Origin of the sequence: Staphylococcus sp. FSL W8-0304 (assembly GCF_038006565.1) — a bacterium.
Lineage (GTDB): Bacteria > Bacillota > Bacilli > Staphylococcales > Staphylococcaceae > Staphylococcus > Staphylococcus epidermidis.
Genome location: NZ_JBBOVL010000004.1, coordinates 1 through 18,187, shown reverse-complemented (window position 1 = coordinate 18,187; position 18,187 = coordinate 1). Strand labels below are relative to the sequence as shown.

General features: G+C 30.1%; 21 protein-coding genes and 1 pseudogene. 7 read left to right on the top strand and 15 right to left on the bottom strand.

Annotated features, from left to right (window positions below; genetic code table 11):
* Positions 1-365 precede the first annotated feature (365 nt).
* Both NST35_RS12375 and NST35_RS12370 read right to left on the bottom strand, forming a co-directional pair.
* Entirely contained in the window at positions 366-458 is a 93-nt protein-coding gene (locus NST35_RS12375) for a type I toxin-antitoxin system Fst family toxin (RefSeq protein WP_001791613.1), read from the bottom strand.
* A 124-nt stretch (positions 459-582) separates the two neighbouring features.
* Positions 583-1,194, bottom strand: coding sequence for a hypothetical protein (locus tag NST35_RS12370; RefSeq protein ID WP_154079787.1), 612 nt, complete (start codon positions 1,192-1,194; stop codon positions 583-585).
* A gap of 1,607 nt (positions 1,195-2,801) precedes the next feature.
* Here NST35_RS12370 and NST35_RS12365 point away from each other — a divergent pair.
* The 6 genes from NST35_RS12365 to NST35_RS12340 all read left to right on the top strand — a co-directional run bounded on the left by NST35_RS12365 (position 2,802) and on the right by NST35_RS12340 (position 6,291).
* Complete coding sequence (locus NST35_RS12365) at positions 2,802-3,059, top strand: hypothetical protein (protein ID WP_002477790.1); 258 nt, start codon at positions 2,802-2,804, stop codon at positions 3,057-3,059.
* 171 nt (positions 3,060-3,230) lie between these two features.
* Positions 3,231-3,710 (top strand): hypothetical protein, encoded by a 480-nt coding sequence (locus tag NST35_RS12360; RefSeq protein ID WP_002477789.1) that lies wholly within the window; start codon positions 3,231-3,233, stop codon positions 3,708-3,710.
* A gap of 5 nt (positions 3,711-3,715) precedes the next feature.
* Entirely contained in the window at positions 3,716-4,354 is a 639-nt protein-coding gene (locus NST35_RS12355) for a hypothetical protein (protein WP_002477788.1), read from the top strand.
* Positions 4,355-4,459: 105 nt separating this feature from the next.
* Positions 4,460-4,978 (top strand): LPXTG cell wall anchor domain-containing protein, encoded by a 519-nt coding sequence (locus NST35_RS12350; protein WP_242242494.1) that lies wholly within the window; start codon positions 4,460-4,462, stop codon positions 4,976-4,978.
* A 77-nt stretch (positions 4,979-5,055) separates the two neighbouring features.
* Entirely contained in the window at positions 5,056-5,922 is an 867-nt protein-coding gene (locus NST35_RS12345) for a hypothetical protein (RefSeq protein ID WP_242242496.1), read from the top strand.
* A gap of 114 nt (positions 5,923-6,036) precedes the next feature.
* Positions 6,037-6,291, top strand: coding sequence for a hypothetical protein (locus tag NST35_RS12340; protein WP_002477785.1), 255 nt, complete (start codon positions 6,037-6,039; stop codon positions 6,289-6,291).
* 331 nt (positions 6,292-6,622) lie between these two features.
* Here the strand turns inward: NST35_RS12340 and NST35_RS12335 are convergent, their stop codons facing one another.
* Positions 6,623-7,234: a helix-turn-helix domain-containing protein gene (locus NST35_RS12335; protein WP_242242498.1), complete on the bottom strand. Its 612-nt coding sequence runs from the start codon at positions 7,232-7,234 to the stop codon at positions 6,623-6,625.
* Between the two features lie 620 nt (positions 7,235-7,854).
* On the bottom strand, positions 7,855-8,793 hold the full coding sequence (locus NST35_RS12330; RefSeq protein ID WP_242242500.1) for a replication initiator protein A: 939 nt from the start codon (positions 8,791-8,793) through the stop codon (positions 7,855-7,857).
* Between the two features lie 425 nt (positions 8,794-9,218).
* Between NST35_RS12330 and NST35_RS12325 the strand changes: the two genes are divergently transcribed.
* A complete protein-coding gene (locus tag NST35_RS12325) occupies positions 9,219-9,935 on the top strand; it encodes a DUF536 domain-containing protein (protein ID WP_242242502.1) in 717 nt (238 codons plus the stop codon).
* 98 nt (positions 9,936-10,033) lie between these two features.
* Here the strand turns inward: NST35_RS12325 and NST35_RS12320 are convergent, their stop codons facing one another.
* The 11 genes and pseudogenes from NST35_RS12320 to NST35_RS12270 all read right to left on the bottom strand — a co-directional run bounded on the left by NST35_RS12320 (position 10,034) and on the right by NST35_RS12270 (position 17,926).
* A complete protein-coding gene (locus tag NST35_RS12320) occupies positions 10,034-10,348 on the bottom strand; it encodes a DUF4176 domain-containing protein (RefSeq protein WP_002497226.1) in 315 nt (104 codons plus the stop codon).
* A 10-nt stretch (positions 10,349-10,358) separates the two neighbouring features.
* Positions 10,359-10,982, bottom strand: coding sequence for a DUF443 family protein (locus tag NST35_RS12315; protein WP_002475178.1), 624 nt, complete (start codon positions 10,980-10,982; stop codon positions 10,359-10,361).
* 9 nt (positions 10,983-10,991) lie between these two features.
* Positions 10,992-12,497 (bottom strand): T7SS effector LXG polymorphic toxin, encoded by a 1,506-nt coding sequence (locus NST35_RS12310; protein WP_002497225.1) that lies wholly within the window; start codon positions 12,495-12,497, stop codon positions 10,992-10,994.
* Complete coding sequence (locus NST35_RS12305; protein ID WP_340747320.1) at positions 12,487-12,855, bottom strand: hypothetical protein; 369 nt, start codon at positions 12,853-12,855, stop codon at positions 12,487-12,489. The genes NST35_RS12310 and NST35_RS12305 overlap by 11 nt, the downstream gene beginning before the upstream one ends.
* Positions 12,856-12,866: 11 nt before the next feature.
* On the bottom strand, positions 12,867-13,142 hold the full coding sequence (locus NST35_RS12300) for a TIGR04197 family type VII secretion effector (RefSeq protein ID WP_002497223.1): 276 nt from the start codon (positions 13,140-13,142) through the stop codon (positions 12,867-12,869).
* Positions 13,143-13,341: 199 nt separating this feature from the next.
* A pseudogene (locus NST35_RS12295) lies at positions 13,342-13,651 on the bottom strand (DUF4176 domain-containing protein).
* An 18-nt stretch (positions 13,652-13,669) separates the two neighbouring features.
* On the bottom strand, positions 13,670-14,287 hold the full coding sequence (locus NST35_RS12290) for a DUF443 family protein (protein ID WP_203161626.1): 618 nt from the start codon (positions 14,285-14,287) through the stop codon (positions 13,670-13,672).
* Positions 14,288-14,452: 165 nt separating this feature from the next.
* On the bottom strand, positions 14,453-15,079 hold the full coding sequence (locus tag NST35_RS12285) for a DUF443 domain-containing protein (RefSeq protein WP_242242504.1): 627 nt from the start codon (positions 15,077-15,079) through the stop codon (positions 14,453-14,455).
* A gap of 66 nt (positions 15,080-15,145) precedes the next feature.
* Positions 15,146-15,424 carry a YtxH domain-containing protein gene (locus NST35_RS12280; protein ID WP_242242506.1) on the bottom strand — a complete coding sequence of 93 codons (279 nt, stop codon included), beginning with the start codon at positions 15,422-15,424 and terminating at the stop codon, positions 15,146-15,148.
* 143 nt (positions 15,425-15,567) lie between these two features.
* Positions 15,568-16,176, bottom strand: coding sequence for a recombinase family protein (locus NST35_RS12275; protein WP_145456077.1), 609 nt, complete (start codon positions 16,174-16,176; stop codon positions 15,568-15,570).
* Positions 16,177-17,023: 847 nt separating this feature from the next.
* A complete protein-coding gene (locus NST35_RS12270) occupies positions 17,024-17,926 on the bottom strand; it encodes an abortive infection family protein (RefSeq protein WP_340747319.1) in 903 nt (300 codons plus the stop codon).
* Between the last annotated feature and the right edge of the window lie 261 nt (positions 17,927-18,187).

Sequence of the window (18,187 nt, the reverse complement as noted above, 5' to 3'; positions counted from 1 at the left end):
GGTTCTGTTGCAAAGTTAAAATTATATGCACATCTATACAAAACTATAAAAGCAAATATTGTTTTAACAGTAAAGAGTTTTGTTAGTATTAATTATTTTTCGTTTTTCAGTATAAATATTACGTGATTTTTAACTTTGCAACAGAACCATATTGTTTATATTATTATTTTCTTAATTCTCGTAGTATTTGTCTTTAAAAAGAAAAATGTTTAATTTAACTCAACACACTTTATAATTTTGCATTTCTCTACTAACCAGTGTTATAATCTAGATAACGAAAATGATTAACAATTAATGCACCAATCCCCACACTACTGCAATAGTGTGGGGATTTTTTCGATGCTGGCTTATAAGTCGCCTATTAATTATTTGTTGCGTTTACTAAGCCAATAAGTATAATACGCAACAGCACAGCCACTGATGACTGGTGCTATGATGTGAACGAAAATGATTAGCAAAGTAATGCACCTCCTCTCTTCGTCAATTGACGCCTGAGAGATAGGCGACTCTATTATTATACCATCTGTGAATATACAAGCATATCTACTTCCGATAAGTGGTTTTATTTAAACCTAGTTATTTTCAGAAATCACGCATCATTTTTAATTTGTCTGTATTATTTTTTTGACGTAATAAATCTCCAATTCTAATAAGTATAGCTAAAAACCATATACATATGAGAATATGTATCATTACAACAAAGATAATCCAGTTATTGAAAAAATAACCTAATGCGATGGTCATTAAATATATAATAGGTAATATCCATAAATATTTTTTGATTTTCAACTCTTTAAAAGACATTCTTTTAAAAGGTGATTTATATACCTCATACACATATTCATTATATTTATTACTATCTTTATCTATATAAGTAATGACTTCTAATTGATACTCATCAATATAATCATAAATTCGATTTTCTTTATTTTGTTCTTCTAATATATCATCTTCCTGTTTAACTTTAATAGTTTCCTTATTAAAGGGATTAGTATGACTTATTCTTTCAAACAGTTTATCTTTTTTGTCTTTATAAAGTACAAAATGATTGATTGCTAACCTATAAGTAGAACCATACATAATAACCGTAAATAAAAATAATCCACCTTCCACTGTAAAGAGTATTATACATATTGCGTCTAAGTAATTTATTTTACTAAATAACCAAAAATCAACCGCAAATAATACAAACATAAATATCAATGACACAAGAAGATGAAAGGAGATTGCATAATAATACTCAATTTTTTTGAAGTCAAAATAATTTTTAAAAAACTTAAATAGTGAAATTACTATTGTTATAAAACCAAGAATTTCTTTCATTTTTCTACTCCCTTTATATAATTTTAAGTTTGATTACTACTACTTATCCCGTTTAGATTATCTTATCTTCAATTATCTATAGATTTACTTTTTCAACTTTAAAATTGACTCACTTATATTTATTTTGATCTCTAGTAAAATATACTTTCCCACTTCTTTTTACAGATTAACCCTTATCATTTGAATTAAAACACTCTCGTTTGATATTCCGTTTTTAAATTAAAAAATCATTTTATACTATCAACATGCTTCCTTTTTTAGATACAACCTATCTCATCTAACTTTAATTTTATGATACTTTTTTTAATGATATATCCATGCATAATGATATTTTTGTTCATTCCTTTTTTGAAAAAACAACCTCATTCTGTCTTTCTTTTTGACCACAATGATGTCTTTAACATCAAACTAAAAATCAAAAACCATCATATTTTTTAAGTAACTTTTAAATCAAAAATGGTCGTGTTTCAATTTAAAAATATCACATAAATGATAATCCGTTGATGTCCTTTTTGAATCATAATCACTTCATTTTTGAACACATGAATCATTAAAAACACGACGTAAAAATGAATAACATTGAACGATTTTAATGTCCTATTTGGATATATTCACTGACCTTAGACATTCAAAAAAATGGCAATAAACTATATCAAAAAATAGTTTTTCAAATCATTATTATCGATCATTGATTGTCAATTTTTAACTTTTAAAACCGATCCCAAACACGCCCATACATCGTTTCATTTGCTTCATATATACAAATAAGTGCCACACATTTTTTTGATTTTAATCCCCCATTTTTAATATTGGAACTCTCTTTTTGACGTCTTAACATGTTCTCGTTTTTTTCTTTTTCATATGATCACTGACGATTTCAACCACACATAAAATCAAATACCATGACATCTCAAACACGCCTTCAACTTTTCAAAATAGCTCGCTATCCACTCCTATTTTTCAAAGAAAATAAGTAACCGCCAAAGCAATTTTTTGTGCTCCGGAGCTAACTTTTTTATATAACGAGCACCTTTTAAAAAGTTACCCGGTAAAGAGCATAAGGGAAAACTATGCCACCTTCGGTGTCACCCAGCATAGCTGGGGTTTCCTTACCGCTCGCTTCGCTCACTTGCTCCCACTGCGTGGAGCTTAGAGCCCCAAGGAATTAGCTCCAATATCTACTTTCGATATTGGAGCTAAAATAACCCGAAAAAGCCCCGGTAACTTTTTTAACCAAAAAGTAGCCAATTTTAAACAAAATTGACAATTTCCAAATTTTCAACCGCGCCGCTATGGGCTTTATGACGTCTCGGTAACTTTTTAAATCCCGGTAACTTTCGTTATTTTAATGCATGTTTGTTTTTTGGAGATGATGTTCGTTCAAAAAGTTGAGACGTTTTTCAAAGTTCAAAACCATAGGAACGATGGCCATCGTTCTAGTTGAAACGTTGAAAATTTTTCGAATAGAGGTGAAATAAATGGTATATCAACACATAAATCAGTACTTGTTCAAACATCAAAAAGATCCTGTGAAGGTCGCAATCATATGTCAAAAAATCTTTGAACATCGTGCCACGCAAAATGAAATCACAACGATGCAACGACTCTTTCAAAACATCTATCGTTACCTACGTGATGATCTCAAATTGGGTTTAGAGTTAACCGTTGTTGCGCTCAATCCTCATGACTTACGTGACTATTTTTTAATCCAATCGTATTACTATCATGTCATTTAACACTGTCTCAGAACGACACGATTTGTCACGAAACAAATCACAAAAATGGTGTTCAATAATCATCTTAAACACCATAAACATCATTCAATTTGATACCTATTTTAATTTTTTACAGACGACGATACCTGTCGTCTGTTTTGCTTATAATCAAAATCATAAGGGGGCAATATTGTGGGAAACAAGGTTCAACGAACATTAACTATCTATACTAAGTTACGTGATCACCGTTATGTTAATGTGCCTTTGTTGGCTGAAACATTTCACGTTCATCCACGTTCGATTCAACGAGATTTAGAAGATATTCGTGACTTTTTAAACGATCAACATCAACATTTATTATACGACCATCATACGCAAAATTATTATATGAGTCATCAAACCATGACCGATGATCAAGTGACACCGACGAGTGTCACATATGAAATGACACATCAACTTTATCAACAATTACAACATCATTATCAAACATACGTCCTCAAAAATGACGCACACAAAATGCTTGTGACATTCCAAATGGCACCCTCAGAAGCCATTCATTTTTGTTTTACATATCGTCATGCATTACGTTTAGTGTCACCTGACACGCTCTTTGCGCAATTCACAACCGAACTGATTCAACTACAAATGGTTTACATGAAAGGAGCACTTTAAGGTCTATGTTTCAATCACTCAAACAACTCAATCATCTCCGTTTGTATCAGAATACTCAACAACTGAATACTTCAAGTTTCTTACATTTTGTTCAATCGGTCTTTCAAATCGTCCCACGTTGGTTTTGGTTTTATATCATCCTCGTATCGATTGTTTTTCCATTTGAGATTGGCAAAGAACCTTTCTTTGTCCCACTCTCAGCACCACCCATCATGACGCAACTCGTGCATCTATATACCTTCATCGTCATGATATTATCCCCACTCACATTAACGTACATCCGTTTTGTGAAATCTATCAGCTTCACACGATTTTATTGGGGATTAGTAAAACTTGAAGATCGCTTTACTGAACGTCACAACCAATGGATTCGCGAAGAAAGAGGCAAAGTCTACGCCGATGATCGATACGCGTTTAACTACAATCATCGAAACGGACATTGGACTGCGACTAATATAGACGCTGAAAAACGGAATCGTCGTGCAGAGATGGGCAATGCCGCTTGGTTTATCGCCATGGGGTACCTAGGTTTTCTCTTCTTCTTTGTCGGTGCCTACATGATCATCATGTATTTTATTATCGTCCCTGTCGCCATCGGCGTTGTCTTACACATGTACTACAAATATCAAGCTTTTCAAAAATAGTAAGGAGGAATTAGATGTATTTAACGCTGTCTCGATTGATGATTTATTTTTGATTATTGAGATCAAGTAATCATCAATCTAATTTATTCAATAAGGAGCGATTCTATGAAAACAAAACAATTACTTAGTACGACTGCCATTGGGGGAACACTTTTATTATCGGGTTTACATGCCCCTCAGGCAAAAGCTGAAAGTAACATCAATGGATCAAATGCCGTCGACATTATTCAACAAGTCGACAAACAGCACGGTAATCAACCTGATTTAATTCGTTATGGTCAACCGAAAGATCATGGTGATTATTATGAAGTGACAACCAATAACAAATCAGGCGTCGGCGGTGCAGGCATCACACGTCTTTATAAAGATGGTACAGTTAAACACAGTACCGACAGCAGTGGTCAAGATTATAAAACCTTCGGTCATTATGAAGACACATCATCACACGATCAAAACACAACACAAGCAGCAACACAACACACTGAAACATCACAACATGATACAACAGATCAAACATTACCAGAGACAGGTCAATCTCATACTGGTATAACAACAATGGTTGGCATCGTCGCACTGATGGCGGGTATTGGATTCATCGCTCGCCGTGCTTCTCACCAAGCTTAATCAGTTAACTGAGCGATAGGTCTTCAATATGAAGAGCTATCGCTTCTTTATATCCAAAACGCAAAGGAGTTATCACAATGAAAAAAAGTATCATTAGTATGATCAGTCTCGCTTTCTTATTAGCGGGATGTGGGCACCATAACCAAGCAGCCAATCAAACACACGTCAAATTAGGAGACGTGATGCATCAAGATCAACACATCTCATATCTCGTCAAAAAAGAAGACAATCCAACACCGACAAAAAATTCCGTCGTGACAGCTTATATTGTGACACAAAATGGCAAACAAACCGTTTATAGTAGTGATCAAGCATCTGATCGCACGTTAGGTGATTTTAAAGACAAATCAGATAAAGCTATTATTGATATGGCCAAAAAAGATGATCGTGCTGCTTTTCAATATGAGAAAAAAGAAATGAAACAAGAAATACAAAAACTTGTGGATCGTAAACAACTGAAGGATCATGATGGTTTTAAACTCAAAGCAAGTGATTTTCAAACCCAACCTGAAACAGCCATAAAACATTTAGATAATATGACTTATCACGCCCCTCAACCTCAAAAAGTGCGTATCCAAGTGACAGAAGATGAAACAGGGAACCATTCGACACGAGAAGCATTTGCCATTCATCCCCAAGGGATTGGTAACACAAAACAACCTGAAGATATTGGCGATATTGAACAAGTCATGACGGAAAGTGGTATATCAAATGCTTTAGATGAAAACAAAGGTACGATTGATTACCTCACAACCGACAAACATCCTAACCATCATATGATCGCCTTTGATGTTGCAGGTGGTACCGCTGATGTCTATGACAAAAAATATGCATTTATAAGTCAAAACAATGGTGAGTTGAATCTGGTTACACCGGTAGGCAAAAAAACAAAAGGCATTCAGTTTGATGCACCCGATAGCCGCTATGTTCAAGATAAGAAATAAATCTAAATAGCTTTGTCTTACTCAAAAAAATCAATATTGAATATCTATCACATCAATCAACGCCGTATCACAATCCTGTGATACGGCGTATTCATTATAAAGGAGGCCTTTCATATGTATCATCATATTCAAATGTACCTTGAACAACTCGGTTATGACATCGTTGAAGTTATTTTATTATTTGAAAAAGTCGACCAAAATCATGCCGATATGGATGAGCTGAATACATTAAATCGACTCGCTAGCGCTGTTTATATTCACTGTCAGAGACACAACTTATTGGCATATACACATCCACCTACACCATTCGATCCCTATGAACTCATCGAATGGTTTGTTTTCCAAAGTTATGATCGTGATATCACTTAGGTACCGTATAGGTACCTTTTTATTTATCATTATTGATCACATCATGGATGAGATTTATTCCAATTCCTTGATTGTCATTGAGCCTCCGAACCCTTAACAATCCCGAATCTTATCGAATGGTCGGGTCGGTATCATAGCTCAAGCTATACCGACATTCGTCGATATAGTTTAGTTAAGGGTTCTTCTCAATGACAATCAATTTTCTCGGCATAAAAAGTTGCTGACTCCCCCACACTCAAAAATGAGAACCTTTTAAAACAGGTGATATCAATTGTGAACACTCAAATAATAAAAAGCGATGCTTCCCAACTATATTTTTATTGTTTGAGTTTTACTTTCCTGTCAATTCAGGAATAAGCCAACTTAAAAAGCCGCCAATTGGAAAAATGATCCACCAATATCGAGCCATAAATTCCCAACCATTTTTGACAGGTTGCTGTTTCATATTAGATCTTTTATTGCTCATACCAACAGTCATCGGATATTTTTCATCTAATTTTTTTGATATCAATACATTTAAAACATAATGCATCATAGCTAAACTTAAAAACAGCACAAAAATCCAGACAACGCCATAAATGTCTTGTTTTAACCCGTTTAATCCTCCTACAAAAATACCAAACAAACCTAAAAATACAAATATAACGCCAAATGCGATGAATCGAAACGTCAATTGTTCATTTCTACGATAATGAAACTGCTTTTGTTGTTCTTTAGCTATTTCCATGATTTCCTCCTCCTTATCAGACGACGCAATCGATTCAAAGAGTTCATTGATGGTAACATCTAACGCATTCGAAATATTTTTAAGTGTTTCGCTACTAACTTCTTCACCTGCCTCTATTCTTTGAATAGTTCTTACTGTGACACAGGCCTTTTCGGCTAAGTTTTCTTGCGTTAACGATTTGTCTTTTCTTAATTTTGCGATTTTTGATTGATTCATAGTATTAAATTACTCCTCATTTTAAAAAATAGCCACGACAATGACACGACAATTGATATTTTATAAAGATATGTAGCTTTCATTTTACCAACATCGACCTTCGTCGATTTTTTATCTTACTTTTAATTAATCAGCGTTGTGGCGCAGATATAAAAATTAATACTGTATTGAAATAAAAAGCTAGCTCAGTTTGAGTTAGCTTTTTATTTTTATCTAAATATATTTTAAAAATTAGAATGCCTTTATTTTTAATTTTAAAGGGGCATTTTAAAGAATTAAGAGTATTTTATATAGTTTTATGTCTGAACAATTACATAAACTCTTAAAACGCAAATGAGAGCCAAATAAATATATTTTAATTTCACAACATAAAATTTGAGCAAATCCAGTGTCGATTTTTTAAAACACTGTGCTCAGTTACATGCAAATTTAAAAATTGGCATAGAAATTGGTTAGCAATTGTTCAACGCCTTTCTTGTAAAAATAAGGTCCTATCTTTGCCCTCTTCTAGTTTAAAATGTTTATATTTTGCTTAAGTCTTACACATAGGTTAACGTATGTTTTCTGTTGACTTAATTTCAAATTTTGATGTTGTTTTGATTGCTGTAAGATTATTTGAGTTATTTATTAAAGATATTGTATTGAGGTATGTTTTGACGACGCATATTTAATGCATGTATTTCTTCAAGTTCTGCTTTAATTGATTGCATTAAATAGCCTTGCATAGTTTCAACGGTTTCATTCTTTTGTAGTAACATGGCTTTAAAACGTTTTAGAACACTCACAAGTTCAAATTCGACGTCTTCTAAACGGTAATAGGTATCATGTGCATTATTAAATGACTTTTTTCCTTTAAGTAAAACACTTTTAATAGTACGGATATCTTTAATTTCAAAATTACTTAAATATGTCTTGATTTGCGAAGGTAATTCCTCAAGCGCTTGGAATTTTAAAGCATCATTATTAAATTCAGTTTGTTGATGATTTGTATGATTCGAATGATGGTTTATAAAATTGTTATTAGCTATATCATACAAATCATTCGTATCATTAGTCTCAGTCTTAATATATTCAGTATCACTTAAATTAGTATCATTAGATTTTGATTTTCGAAATTCTTGTTTTTTGACTTTCAAAACTCTGGAATTTTGATTTTCACTATTCTGGAATTTTGATTTTCGAAATTCCTTGCTACTACTGCATTTAACAGGTATTTTGGGTTCTAATATATATATCTTGTTTGGTTTGTTTAACCCCATTCTTTCTTGTTCTAATAAATTATAGTTTTCTAATTCTTTTTTTATTTTAGTAACTTTTTGAGTTCCACAATTTAAAAGATTACATAAATCTTTGGTAGTAAATATTAAATATACATTTCCACTTTCATCAATCCAATTATTCATTTTAGATAATTCAAAACGATCTCTAAACATACAGTAAGCAATTTTTGAAGAATCACTAAGTTTTTTAAAATAATCATCTTCAAATAAGAATTTATAAAGTTTATAAAATCTTTCTTTTTCAAATTCTTGTATTGCAATTCTTTTAAAATTTGACATAATAAAAACCTCTTTCCGAATTTTAATATGGTAAGAGGTAATAAAACGCTTTTATATAGCGTTACATTTATTTAATGATTTAAGTGCTTGCACTAAGGTGTTATTCATTATATAATACAAGTATAAATTTGATATTAAACAAACGTGCTGCAACGTTTTATTACCGTACCCCGACTATTACCAGTAGTTGGGGTTTTTAATGTGTTAAGACTATTATAGCATTTTAAATAAGCTTATAAAAGAAGAAAATAAGACTTCATAAAAGGTTTGTAAAGGGTTGATGAGCCTTTGTTAATTTCCATCAACCCTTGATAAAGTATTGATGGAAATATTATTTACGTATCTTGAATTAATAATTTTGAATATAAACATACATAGGTTTATAATGTAAAGGGTTGATAAACATTTTATAAAGGGTTGATGACTTGAAAAGTGTAAAAATCTTAAGTGAAGAATTAGGAGTTAGTAAGCAAACGATTTTTAATAACATTAAGCGATTAAATATAGAGACCATAAAACAGGAAAACACTTCATTCATTAAAGAAAATACCGATATAGAAAAAATCATTCAAAGGGTCAATGAAAATAAAAAGAAATATGGTTTTGAAAGTACTACAGAAGACAAGCCAAAAAAAGAATCAGATAATAGTAATATTAAATCCAAAAGTGATACTCAAATAATAGATATTCTAAAAAAACAGATTGATACTTTAAATGATCAAATTGAAAAACAAGAAAGTCGTCATGAAACCACAATTGAATTCTACAGAAAAGAGTTGCAGGAAAGATCAAAATTACTTGAAAATCAACAAATTTTAGCTTTAGAAAGCAATAAAAAGATTCAAAAATTGGAGCATCAATTAGAGAAAGAGAGACAATTAAATTATTCCTTTGATAAATCTACTAATTATCGAGAAAACTTTGATATACAAGAAGCATCATATACTTCGGATTCTGTAAATACTGATCAATATAAGAAAGAAGAAAAGAAACCAGAGGTTCAACCTAAAGATATATCTGAGAGTCAACAAGATGAAAAATCACAACAACAAGATGATTCATTTAACCAAAATGATAAAGATATTGCTATAGAAGAAACCCAAACTAAAAAAGGCTTCTGGACTCGTTTGTTTGGTGGCTAATGATTGTTTGAAAAAATATATTAAATAAGTACTATAAGTTAAGTCGCTTATAGTGCTTTTATTTATATTAAAGAAACTTCTGATAATCATGACTTATGTTAAATTAAACCTAAATCATCTTGCTTTTGAACAATACCTTGTTGAATATCATCATCTAAATTATTTTTCATTTCTTTAAATAATTCTTGAAATCTCATCTCATCTTGATCAGAATAACCTTCAAAAACGACTTTATCGATATTTTCTTCGTTAAAATAGTATATTTGATCTTCTACGACACCGACAGGATAATTACATGCTGAATAATCAAATATATATTTTTTATTATCTATATCTACAATAGGTCCTCTATTGATAATCATTAACTTTTGGGAACCTTCTTTTAAATATATGATACTTCCTATTGTTTCCACTTTATCCCGCCTATCTTCTTATATTTTTAATTTTGGTATGTACTTTTCTATCAGAAATTGAAATCATATTTAAAATAGTAAATAGAAATAGCATACCTATCCAACAAATATATACTAAAATATTTTGTTTTTCCTCAAAAATCATTTGTAAAGGTGCGATTGATAAAAACAGCATCATAAAATAGCCGAAAACTACTATTATCATATTTTTAAATGATGGTATCAATATTACTCTTTGTTTACTCTTTTTATTAAATGCTGGGTGATTTAACTTCTTTCTTATAGATAAACGAAGTGTGATCACAGCAACAAAGCCAATTAAAAACATAAAAAATATCCCGATTCGATTAATGTTAATATCCATATAACCTACAAAACTTCTTAATAGCACACTGATAATGACCCCAATACCACCAGCCATCATACCTTGACTCTTTTGTCCCCCATTATGAAATATGTTTATATTATTGAACTCTTGATAAGTTAATTCTGTGAATTTAATAGGTATAAACCAATTCAACATTGGACATAAATATGAATACCAATTTTGTTCTAAATCGACCATTAAATATCGATTATCTTTTTGAATGATTTTATATCTAGGATTTTTATATAGCATATATATATTATCCATTTATTTTCATCAACTCCATTTCATTGGATTTACAACTTTTTTGACATTGTTGATAGCTTCACCAACATTTTTTTCGACTTTTTTGGCTTTATTACTAATATAATCAGTACCATTTTTTACACTTTTTGCAACCTCTTGAGAACTATCCTGCAATTTGTTTTTCATATGTAATGCACCTTTTGCTTCTATGGCAATTTGCTTAGTTTTAAAATCAATATATTTATCAATTCCTTTGTCAATTTGGTGACCAGCCCAGTCAACTTTGTCTTTAGTACCTAAAAAATTAGTTTGATATGCTGAATCAACAACTACGGCTGTAAGAGTACCAGCAGCGATTCCTCCGGCTATTGCCCAACCAACGGGATTAGAAGATAATGCTAATCCTGCTATTACACTGACACCCACCCCAGCACCAGTCGTAAGGCCATTATGTACAGTTGCTTCTCCAATTGTTTTATTATTGTTGGCTAAATCATCATACATACCTAAACCAAAACCAACACCCATAGTAGTATAACCACCTGCTTTACCAATATTACTTACTAAACGTCCGTGTTTTATCATTTGGTTTCCTGAATAATTTGTAACTTGAATAAAGCTGTTTTCTGTATTTGGTCCTCGGAAACCACCATAGGTATTTAATATACCTGCAAATTTTTGCATATTAAATCCAACCTGTTCGACACCGTTAGAGGCAATATCAAGACCTAAGTCTCTAGTAATGGTGTCTTTGTTTTGTATCATATATTCCTTTAAATTTTTAGGAACATTTTCTTGAGGATGATTTCGAGCATATCCCATTACTATTTGTAAATCGTTCTGATTTAGTGTCTTACCATCTTTAACTTTTTGATCTATCTTTTTCATTCTAACTTCTAAGGCTTTCTGTTGACTAACTTCAGCCCATTCCATTTGTTTACCGGAAGGAATGTTGAAGGCTTTTTTGCCAGGATCCCACGCTGTTTTCGCTTGGTTAATACCTTGTTGAACAGTCTTCTGGAATGATTCAACTTCTTTAAATATGCTAGGAGATTCTGAGTTGAATTGTCTTAATTTACGCAATTTTTCTTCTAATTCTTGTTTTTGATTTTTTAAACTTCCTATCATTTGTTTGTTGCCTGCTAACAAGCTGTGATTTTTTGATGATTTATGGCTTAAAGATGCATTCATTTCTTCTAATTGGCTAATCTGTTTTTCCAATTCACGAATATCTTCTTCTAATTCTGATTCTTTTAAACTTTGACTATCTACCTCTGATTGATATTTATCAACAAAGTCATTACATGCTTGTTCAGTCAATTCGCCTAACGTTTTAATACTTTCGGTTAACGGTGCAATGACTGAAACAAAGAACTGTTTCCCAGAATTATATGCTTGACCTCGTAATTCACTTTCGCTAACAAATTGAATGATCCCTTTTTGAAGACTGTCATAACCACTCGATAAACTTTTAACCGTACTTTTAACATCTGAAGCCTGACTTTTTGACTTACCAACATACATATCAATACTCATTGTGTTGTCCTCCTTTCTCTTCAATTTGTAATGTTATATTTCGACGTCTTTCAATATCTTCAATATTCTCATTTAAGTGTCGAATGTCTTTATCTATAGCTTGTTGTTGCTCATATAGAGCATCCATGGTTTGATGTTGGCCAGAATGAAACATATCATTATTTTGTTCGATATTCATCAACATACGGCTTTCATAATATCGTTCGGCCAAATGTTGATTGAAACGTATTGAGGTTTGTATTATGTCATGATAATCGTTCAACAAATTGTTAATCTCTTTTTTCTCTACTAAAAGACGATCTATTTCTTCTTTTTTACTTCCAATTAACTGATTATATTCATCAACTTTATGCGTCATTCAATACTCCTTTAATTTTTAGCAATATCATTACCAATAGAATGATCGGTTTGTTCAAAAGACTCTCCGATATTTTGAATATTTTTACTTGCCTTTTCAATCACTTGGGCAACTGATTTATTCATTGTTATTAGATCATCGATTGCACTATGAGCATTTGTATTACCCTGGACTGTGGTACTTTCATCTTTAGAAGGTTTTGAGACACCTTCACATTCATTGATTGCACTTTGTAAAGTTGAAAAGATGTTATTTGTTTTACTTGAATCACTCTTAATTTGACTCATGTTATGACTCACATCCTTGTATCCGTTTATTTTTAATTAATCACAAAATATTTTATCATAGTAATCTATATTATTATTCAACTTTATAAATTTTAAACCATCATTATTGAGACATATTTTGATTTTGTAACGATTAAGAGACTCCTTATTGAAAAAAAGGAGTCTCTTTTGGTATATATTCTGATAATCATGACTTATGTTAAATTAAACCTACTAAATCATCTTGATTTTGAACAATACCTTGTTGAATATCATCATCTAAATTATTTTTCATTTCTTTAAATAATTCTGGAAGTCTCATCTTGATCAGAATAACCTTCAAAAACGACTTTATCGATATTTTCTTCGTTAAAATAGTATATTTGCTCTTCTACGACACCGACAGGATAATTACATGCAGAATAGTCAAACATATATTTTTGATTATCTATATCTACAATAGGTCCTCGATTAATAATCATTAACTTTTGAGAACCCTCTTTTAAATATATAATACTACTGGTTTTCATTAAATTTCACCTATCTTTCTACTTTTTTAATTTCGCATGCACTTTCCTATCAAAAATTGAAGCTATGTTCATAAATAAAAATGCTAAAACAATACCTAACCAACATATATAAATCCAAATATTTTGCATATTTTCAATGACCATCATATCAAATAGTCCAATTATTAGATAAATTAAAATAAAATAATTGAATACCACAATTATCATATTTTTGAATAATGGAATTAGTCTTACTTTTTGTTTACTATTTTTATTAAATGCTGGATGATCACACTTCTTTCTTATAGATAAACGAAGTGTGATCACAGCAACAAAGCCAATTAAAAACATAAAAACTATCCAAATTCGACTAATATTAATATCCATATAACCCATAAGACTTCTTAATAGCACACTGATAGTGACACCAATGCCACCAGCTAGCATACCTTGACTCTTTTGTCCTCCATTATGAAATATGTTTATATTATTGAACTCTTGATAAGTTAATTCTGTGAATTTAACAGGTATAAACCAATTCAACATTGGACATAAATATGAATACCAATTTTGTTCTAAATCGACCATTAAATATCGATTATCTTTTTGAATGATTCTATATCGAGGATTTTTATATATCATGTATATATTATTCATTTATTTTCACCAATTCCATTTCATTGGATTTACGACTTTTTTGACATGGTTGATAGTTTTGCCGACATTTTTTACCTTTTCAATATCATGTAAAAATTCGTTATAAATATTTTGTATTATTTACTCTGATTGTCTTGATTTAGTTACAATTATTTCATTGTTGTCTTACGTAATAAGATTCATTAATGAAAACATGAAAAATATTAAGGGACTTCCTATATAAATCATAAGATTGTTTTCAACACCAAAAATAAGTCCTATCATTAATAATGAGAATAGTAGAAACATTAAATATGCTCCAATTACGAAAAACATATGTTTTAACTTGGATCTAACAATACATTTAATTATATGAGTTTTATTTGATTTTAGCTTTAAATCCCATTTTTTTCTTAAAGATCCTCTAATAAAAACGATTACAAGCACCGTCAATATAACAATTAGTGAATTAATAGATTGGTTAGATGGCACATCCATCAAATCCATAAATGGTCTCATTAAAGTAGCTATTAATACACCACCACCACCAGAAACACATCCTATATTTTTAGCTTGTTCTTTATTATTATTGTCATCATATTCAATTTCATTTAATTTATCATTTGAAACTTCTATTAGTTCTTTTTTTAATATCCAATTCAATGGTGGGAATAAATATGTAAAGCAATTTGATTCCAAGTCAATAAGATATTTTTTCTGGTTTAGTTCAATCAGTTTATATCTAGGGTTTTTATGAATTCGATACATCTTTGCTCTAAATTTTTGATTATCATTTAAATCATTAATTTCCATTTTGGTCCCTCACTTTTACTTTTTACATTTAAAATTTCTCCATTTCACCTTCTTGTTTTGAACAATCTACCAACCTTTCATAGGATTCAAACTTTTACTTACATTATTAATAGATTGCCCCACGTGTTCCTTAACATGATGAGATGTATCTTTCACTGTATCAGAAACTTGATTTATCGTTTTTTTAGTCTTTTTAATAGTTTTGTTTGTTTTAACCTGATAATCTTTTATGGTTGATTCTGTATTACCTTTAATCTTATTAACTTTAGACATACCAGCATTCATTCCGTTCATAACTGATGGGACTATATCGTCTTTCATTATTTTTTTACCATGATTTTTCACTTTATTGTATCCTTCACTGATTAAAATATTCCCAATTTCTAGTTTTCCCTTTTCTTGTTTTATTATTAAAATCTAATAATAGATGATTAATATGCGTTTTAGAACGCTGTGAGAGGCTCTCATTTGCATTGAAAAACCATTTATTAACTCAAACCATTGTCTTGTTTAATTCTATAAATCGTTTGTCTTGTTATATTCACTTCTTTGGCAATTTTACTAATCGCTTTGCCTTCCTCTAACATTTCCACAACACGATGATAGATAACACGTTTTTGTGGATCTTTAGCATTCGCTGAATAAAGTAAGGGACGTCCTTTATATACACCTTTTTCTTTCGCAACTTGAATACCTTGCGCTTGTCTACGTTTATTTTCATTTCGTTCTTGTTCTGAAACCATTGCTAATATTTGTATGATTAAATCTTTCATAAACTTATCTAATAAAGGATTGCCGATGACTTCATTCATCATAGGTAAACTAGTAATCATCAATTGAACTTCTTTATCCTTTAAATAATTAACTGTGTTAATCACTTCATCATAATTACGACCTAAGCGATCAATCGATTCTACTACAAATCTATCACCCATTCTCACAAAGTTAAGTGCTTCTTGAAATACGGGTCTATTTTCTACTGACTTTCCCGATTGTTTCTCTGTAAATATTTTCTCTACGCCAAATGTTTTCAAATTATCTAGCTGTCTCTCTAAATTCTGATCTACCGAAGATACTCTTGCATAACCTATAATCATTCATTTTCACTCCACAATTAATATACACCCTAATCATACGTTTAAGTTACTATAAATTCAATAACTCTCTTTGTATGATTAGGGTGTACTCATATTAGTCGAAATACTAATTATTCTTTTTATTTTTTCTGATAAACTTTTTCATAATTACGATATTATTTTTATTAAGTCTTTTAATTTTTTTATCAAAAATTGAATCAATTGCTATTGTTGCTAGAAAATTAATAAATAGATATATACCAATATGTACAAATATATATCCCTTTAAACTCACGAGATATATCAATACTAAATTAATTATCCATATAATAATGATAAATAAATATTTAAAAAATAGTATGAGATTTTTACTTTTTAATTGATGAGATTGCTCTAACCTAGTGTCTTGTATAATACACAATACAAAGGCTATGAAGAAACATGTGATAGTCAGTGCGAAAATATACAGGGTATCAATTTTTTTAGGTATATGAAAAAATTCAAGTATATTAATACCGTTTATTAAAGTTATAAATAGAGCCCCCATTATAAATATAATTATAATATTTGCAGATTTGAGAACTTTCATTTCTTTATCATAATTGTATATGCTATTAGTATCAGAATTTATATCATAGATATTTTCAAAAATATATGTAAATAATAGCGGTAGTATAAACAGATAAAAGTCTGTGTTGATATCACTTTTTGTTATTGTTTGTATTGGTGGCAATAATAACCCATAGCAAAATATTTGTAAGTAAGTTACAAAATAAAGTAATCCAGAAAACCTACTAGTACAATCCTTTATAAAATCCATATATACCTCCAAAGTTATATTTTTACTGTAGAATTAATATTTCTCCTATCAATTATCCTTACTTTTCTTATCTTCAAATACATCTAATACATAATCACACAACGTTATTGCTGAATTCATTATAAGACGTGCTTCACGTCTATTTACCTGTATTCTTTTTGAACCAACACCATGACTATCGCTATTTTCATTACGCATATCACCAATAGCGTCATTAATTTTATTTAAACCTGATAGTAGTTGGTTGATACGTTTATCATATTCTTTATCAGTTTTCATATTCAAATAATCTTTTACCATTGAATTCAATCTTTTTAAATTACCTTTTGCTGATTTATAATCTTCATCAGAATATTCTAAGATGTGGATATAAACCTCTTCTATTAAAGTTCTAGACTGAGTTATTACTGTATCGTAATTACCACTATCTAGATTATCTTTTAAACGAAAAGGAAATTTTCTAACATACTCTAGGCTAATATGACTATTAATATCATTTATTACTTGGACATCCTCTACTATTTCAATTACTTTATATTTGTTACTAATACTTATCAGTTTTTTATCGCAATAATAAAGAAATGTATTTATATAATTTAAGTAAGCAATTATTTCTTTATTTATTTTTTCTTCCAATTCATCTGGCTCATAAACATAAAAATCTTCTCTATTATTAGATATATATCTTTTCTTATCTAAGAAATATTCCAGCAATTTATTTTCTTTATTTAAGTCATAACATTGTTTAATTAACCACGACATTTTATCTGTTCTATTGTATGTGTTAACAGTGTCGATATTATTAATTCCAAAAGTAGGTGCAAGGTTATTTATATCACTATGTGTAAGATTAGGCATACTATATCTTACATAAACCTCGTCTATATACATATTTATTTCTTTATCCCCTAGAAATAATTCTACTATTTCTTTACTTGCTAATTCATACACTTTTTATCACTAATCCTTTCTCTATAAGAAAAGCACTCAGACAGAGTCAAGTGCTTAGATATTAATTTTCGTAGTATTATCTATATATAATACACCCATCTTACCACTTCTATTTTTTTGTGAATAATTTACTGAAAAATCCTCTATCCTCTCCTCGTTTCTCATTGCGTAAGTCTTTATAGAAGTTATCTACTTTATTATCTCTTTGAATAGTTTTAGCAGTTACAAAAACATCTGAATTATTCGGAATATATTCTTTGG

Coding starts and splice junctions, on each gene's coding strand:
- NST35_RS12370 (WP_154079787.1), bottom strand. CDS start 1,194: ATGTTTGTATTATTTGCGGTTGATTTTTGGTTATTTAGTAAAATAAAT.
- NST35_RS12365 (WP_002477790.1), top strand. CDS start 2,802: ATGGTATATCAACACATAAATCAGTACTTGTTCAAACATCAAAAAGAT.
- NST35_RS12355 (WP_002477788.1), top strand. CDS start 3,716: ATGTTTCAATCACTCAAACAACTCAATCATCTCCGTTTGTATCAGAAT.
- NST35_RS12350 (WP_242242494.1), top strand. CDS start 4,460: ATGAAAACAAAACAATTACTTAGTACGACTGCCATTGGGGGAACACTT.
- NST35_RS12345 (WP_242242496.1), top strand. CDS start 5,056: ATGAAAAAAAGTATCATTAGTATGATCAGTCTCGCTTTCTTATTAGCG.
- NST35_RS12340 (WP_002477785.1), top strand. CDS start 6,037: ATGTATCATCATATTCAAATGTACCTTGAACAACTCGGTTATGACATC.
- NST35_RS12335 (WP_242242498.1), bottom strand. CDS start 7,234: ATGAATCAATCAAAAATCGCAAAATTAAGAAAAGACAAATCGTTAACG.
- NST35_RS12330 (WP_242242500.1), bottom strand. CDS start 8,793: ATGTCAAATTTTAAAAGAATTGCAATACAAGAATTTGAAAAAGAAAGA.
- NST35_RS12315 (WP_002475178.1), bottom strand. CDS start 10,982: ATGGATAATATATATATGCTATATAAAAATCCTAGATATAAAATCATT.
- NST35_RS12310 (WP_002497225.1), bottom strand. CDS start 12,497: ATGAGTATTGATATGTATGTTGGTAAGTCAAAAAGTCAGGCTTCAGAT.
- NST35_RS12305 (WP_340747320.1), bottom strand. CDS start 12,855: ATGACGCATAAAGTTGATGAATATAATCAGTTAATTGGAAGTAAAAAA.
- NST35_RS12300 (WP_002497223.1), bottom strand. CDS start 13,142: ATGAGTCAAATTAAGAGTGATTCAAGTAAAACAAATAACATCTTTTCA.
- NST35_RS12290 (WP_203161626.1), bottom strand. CDS start 14,287: ATGAATAATATATACATGATATATAAAAATCCTCGATATAGAATCATT.
- NST35_RS12285 (WP_242242504.1), bottom strand. CDS start 15,079: ATGGAAATTAATGATTTAAATGATAATCAAAAATTTAGAGCAAAGATG.
- NST35_RS12275 (WP_145456077.1), bottom strand. CDS start 16,176: ATGATTATAGGTTATGCAAGAGTATCTTCGGTAGATCAGAATTTAGAG.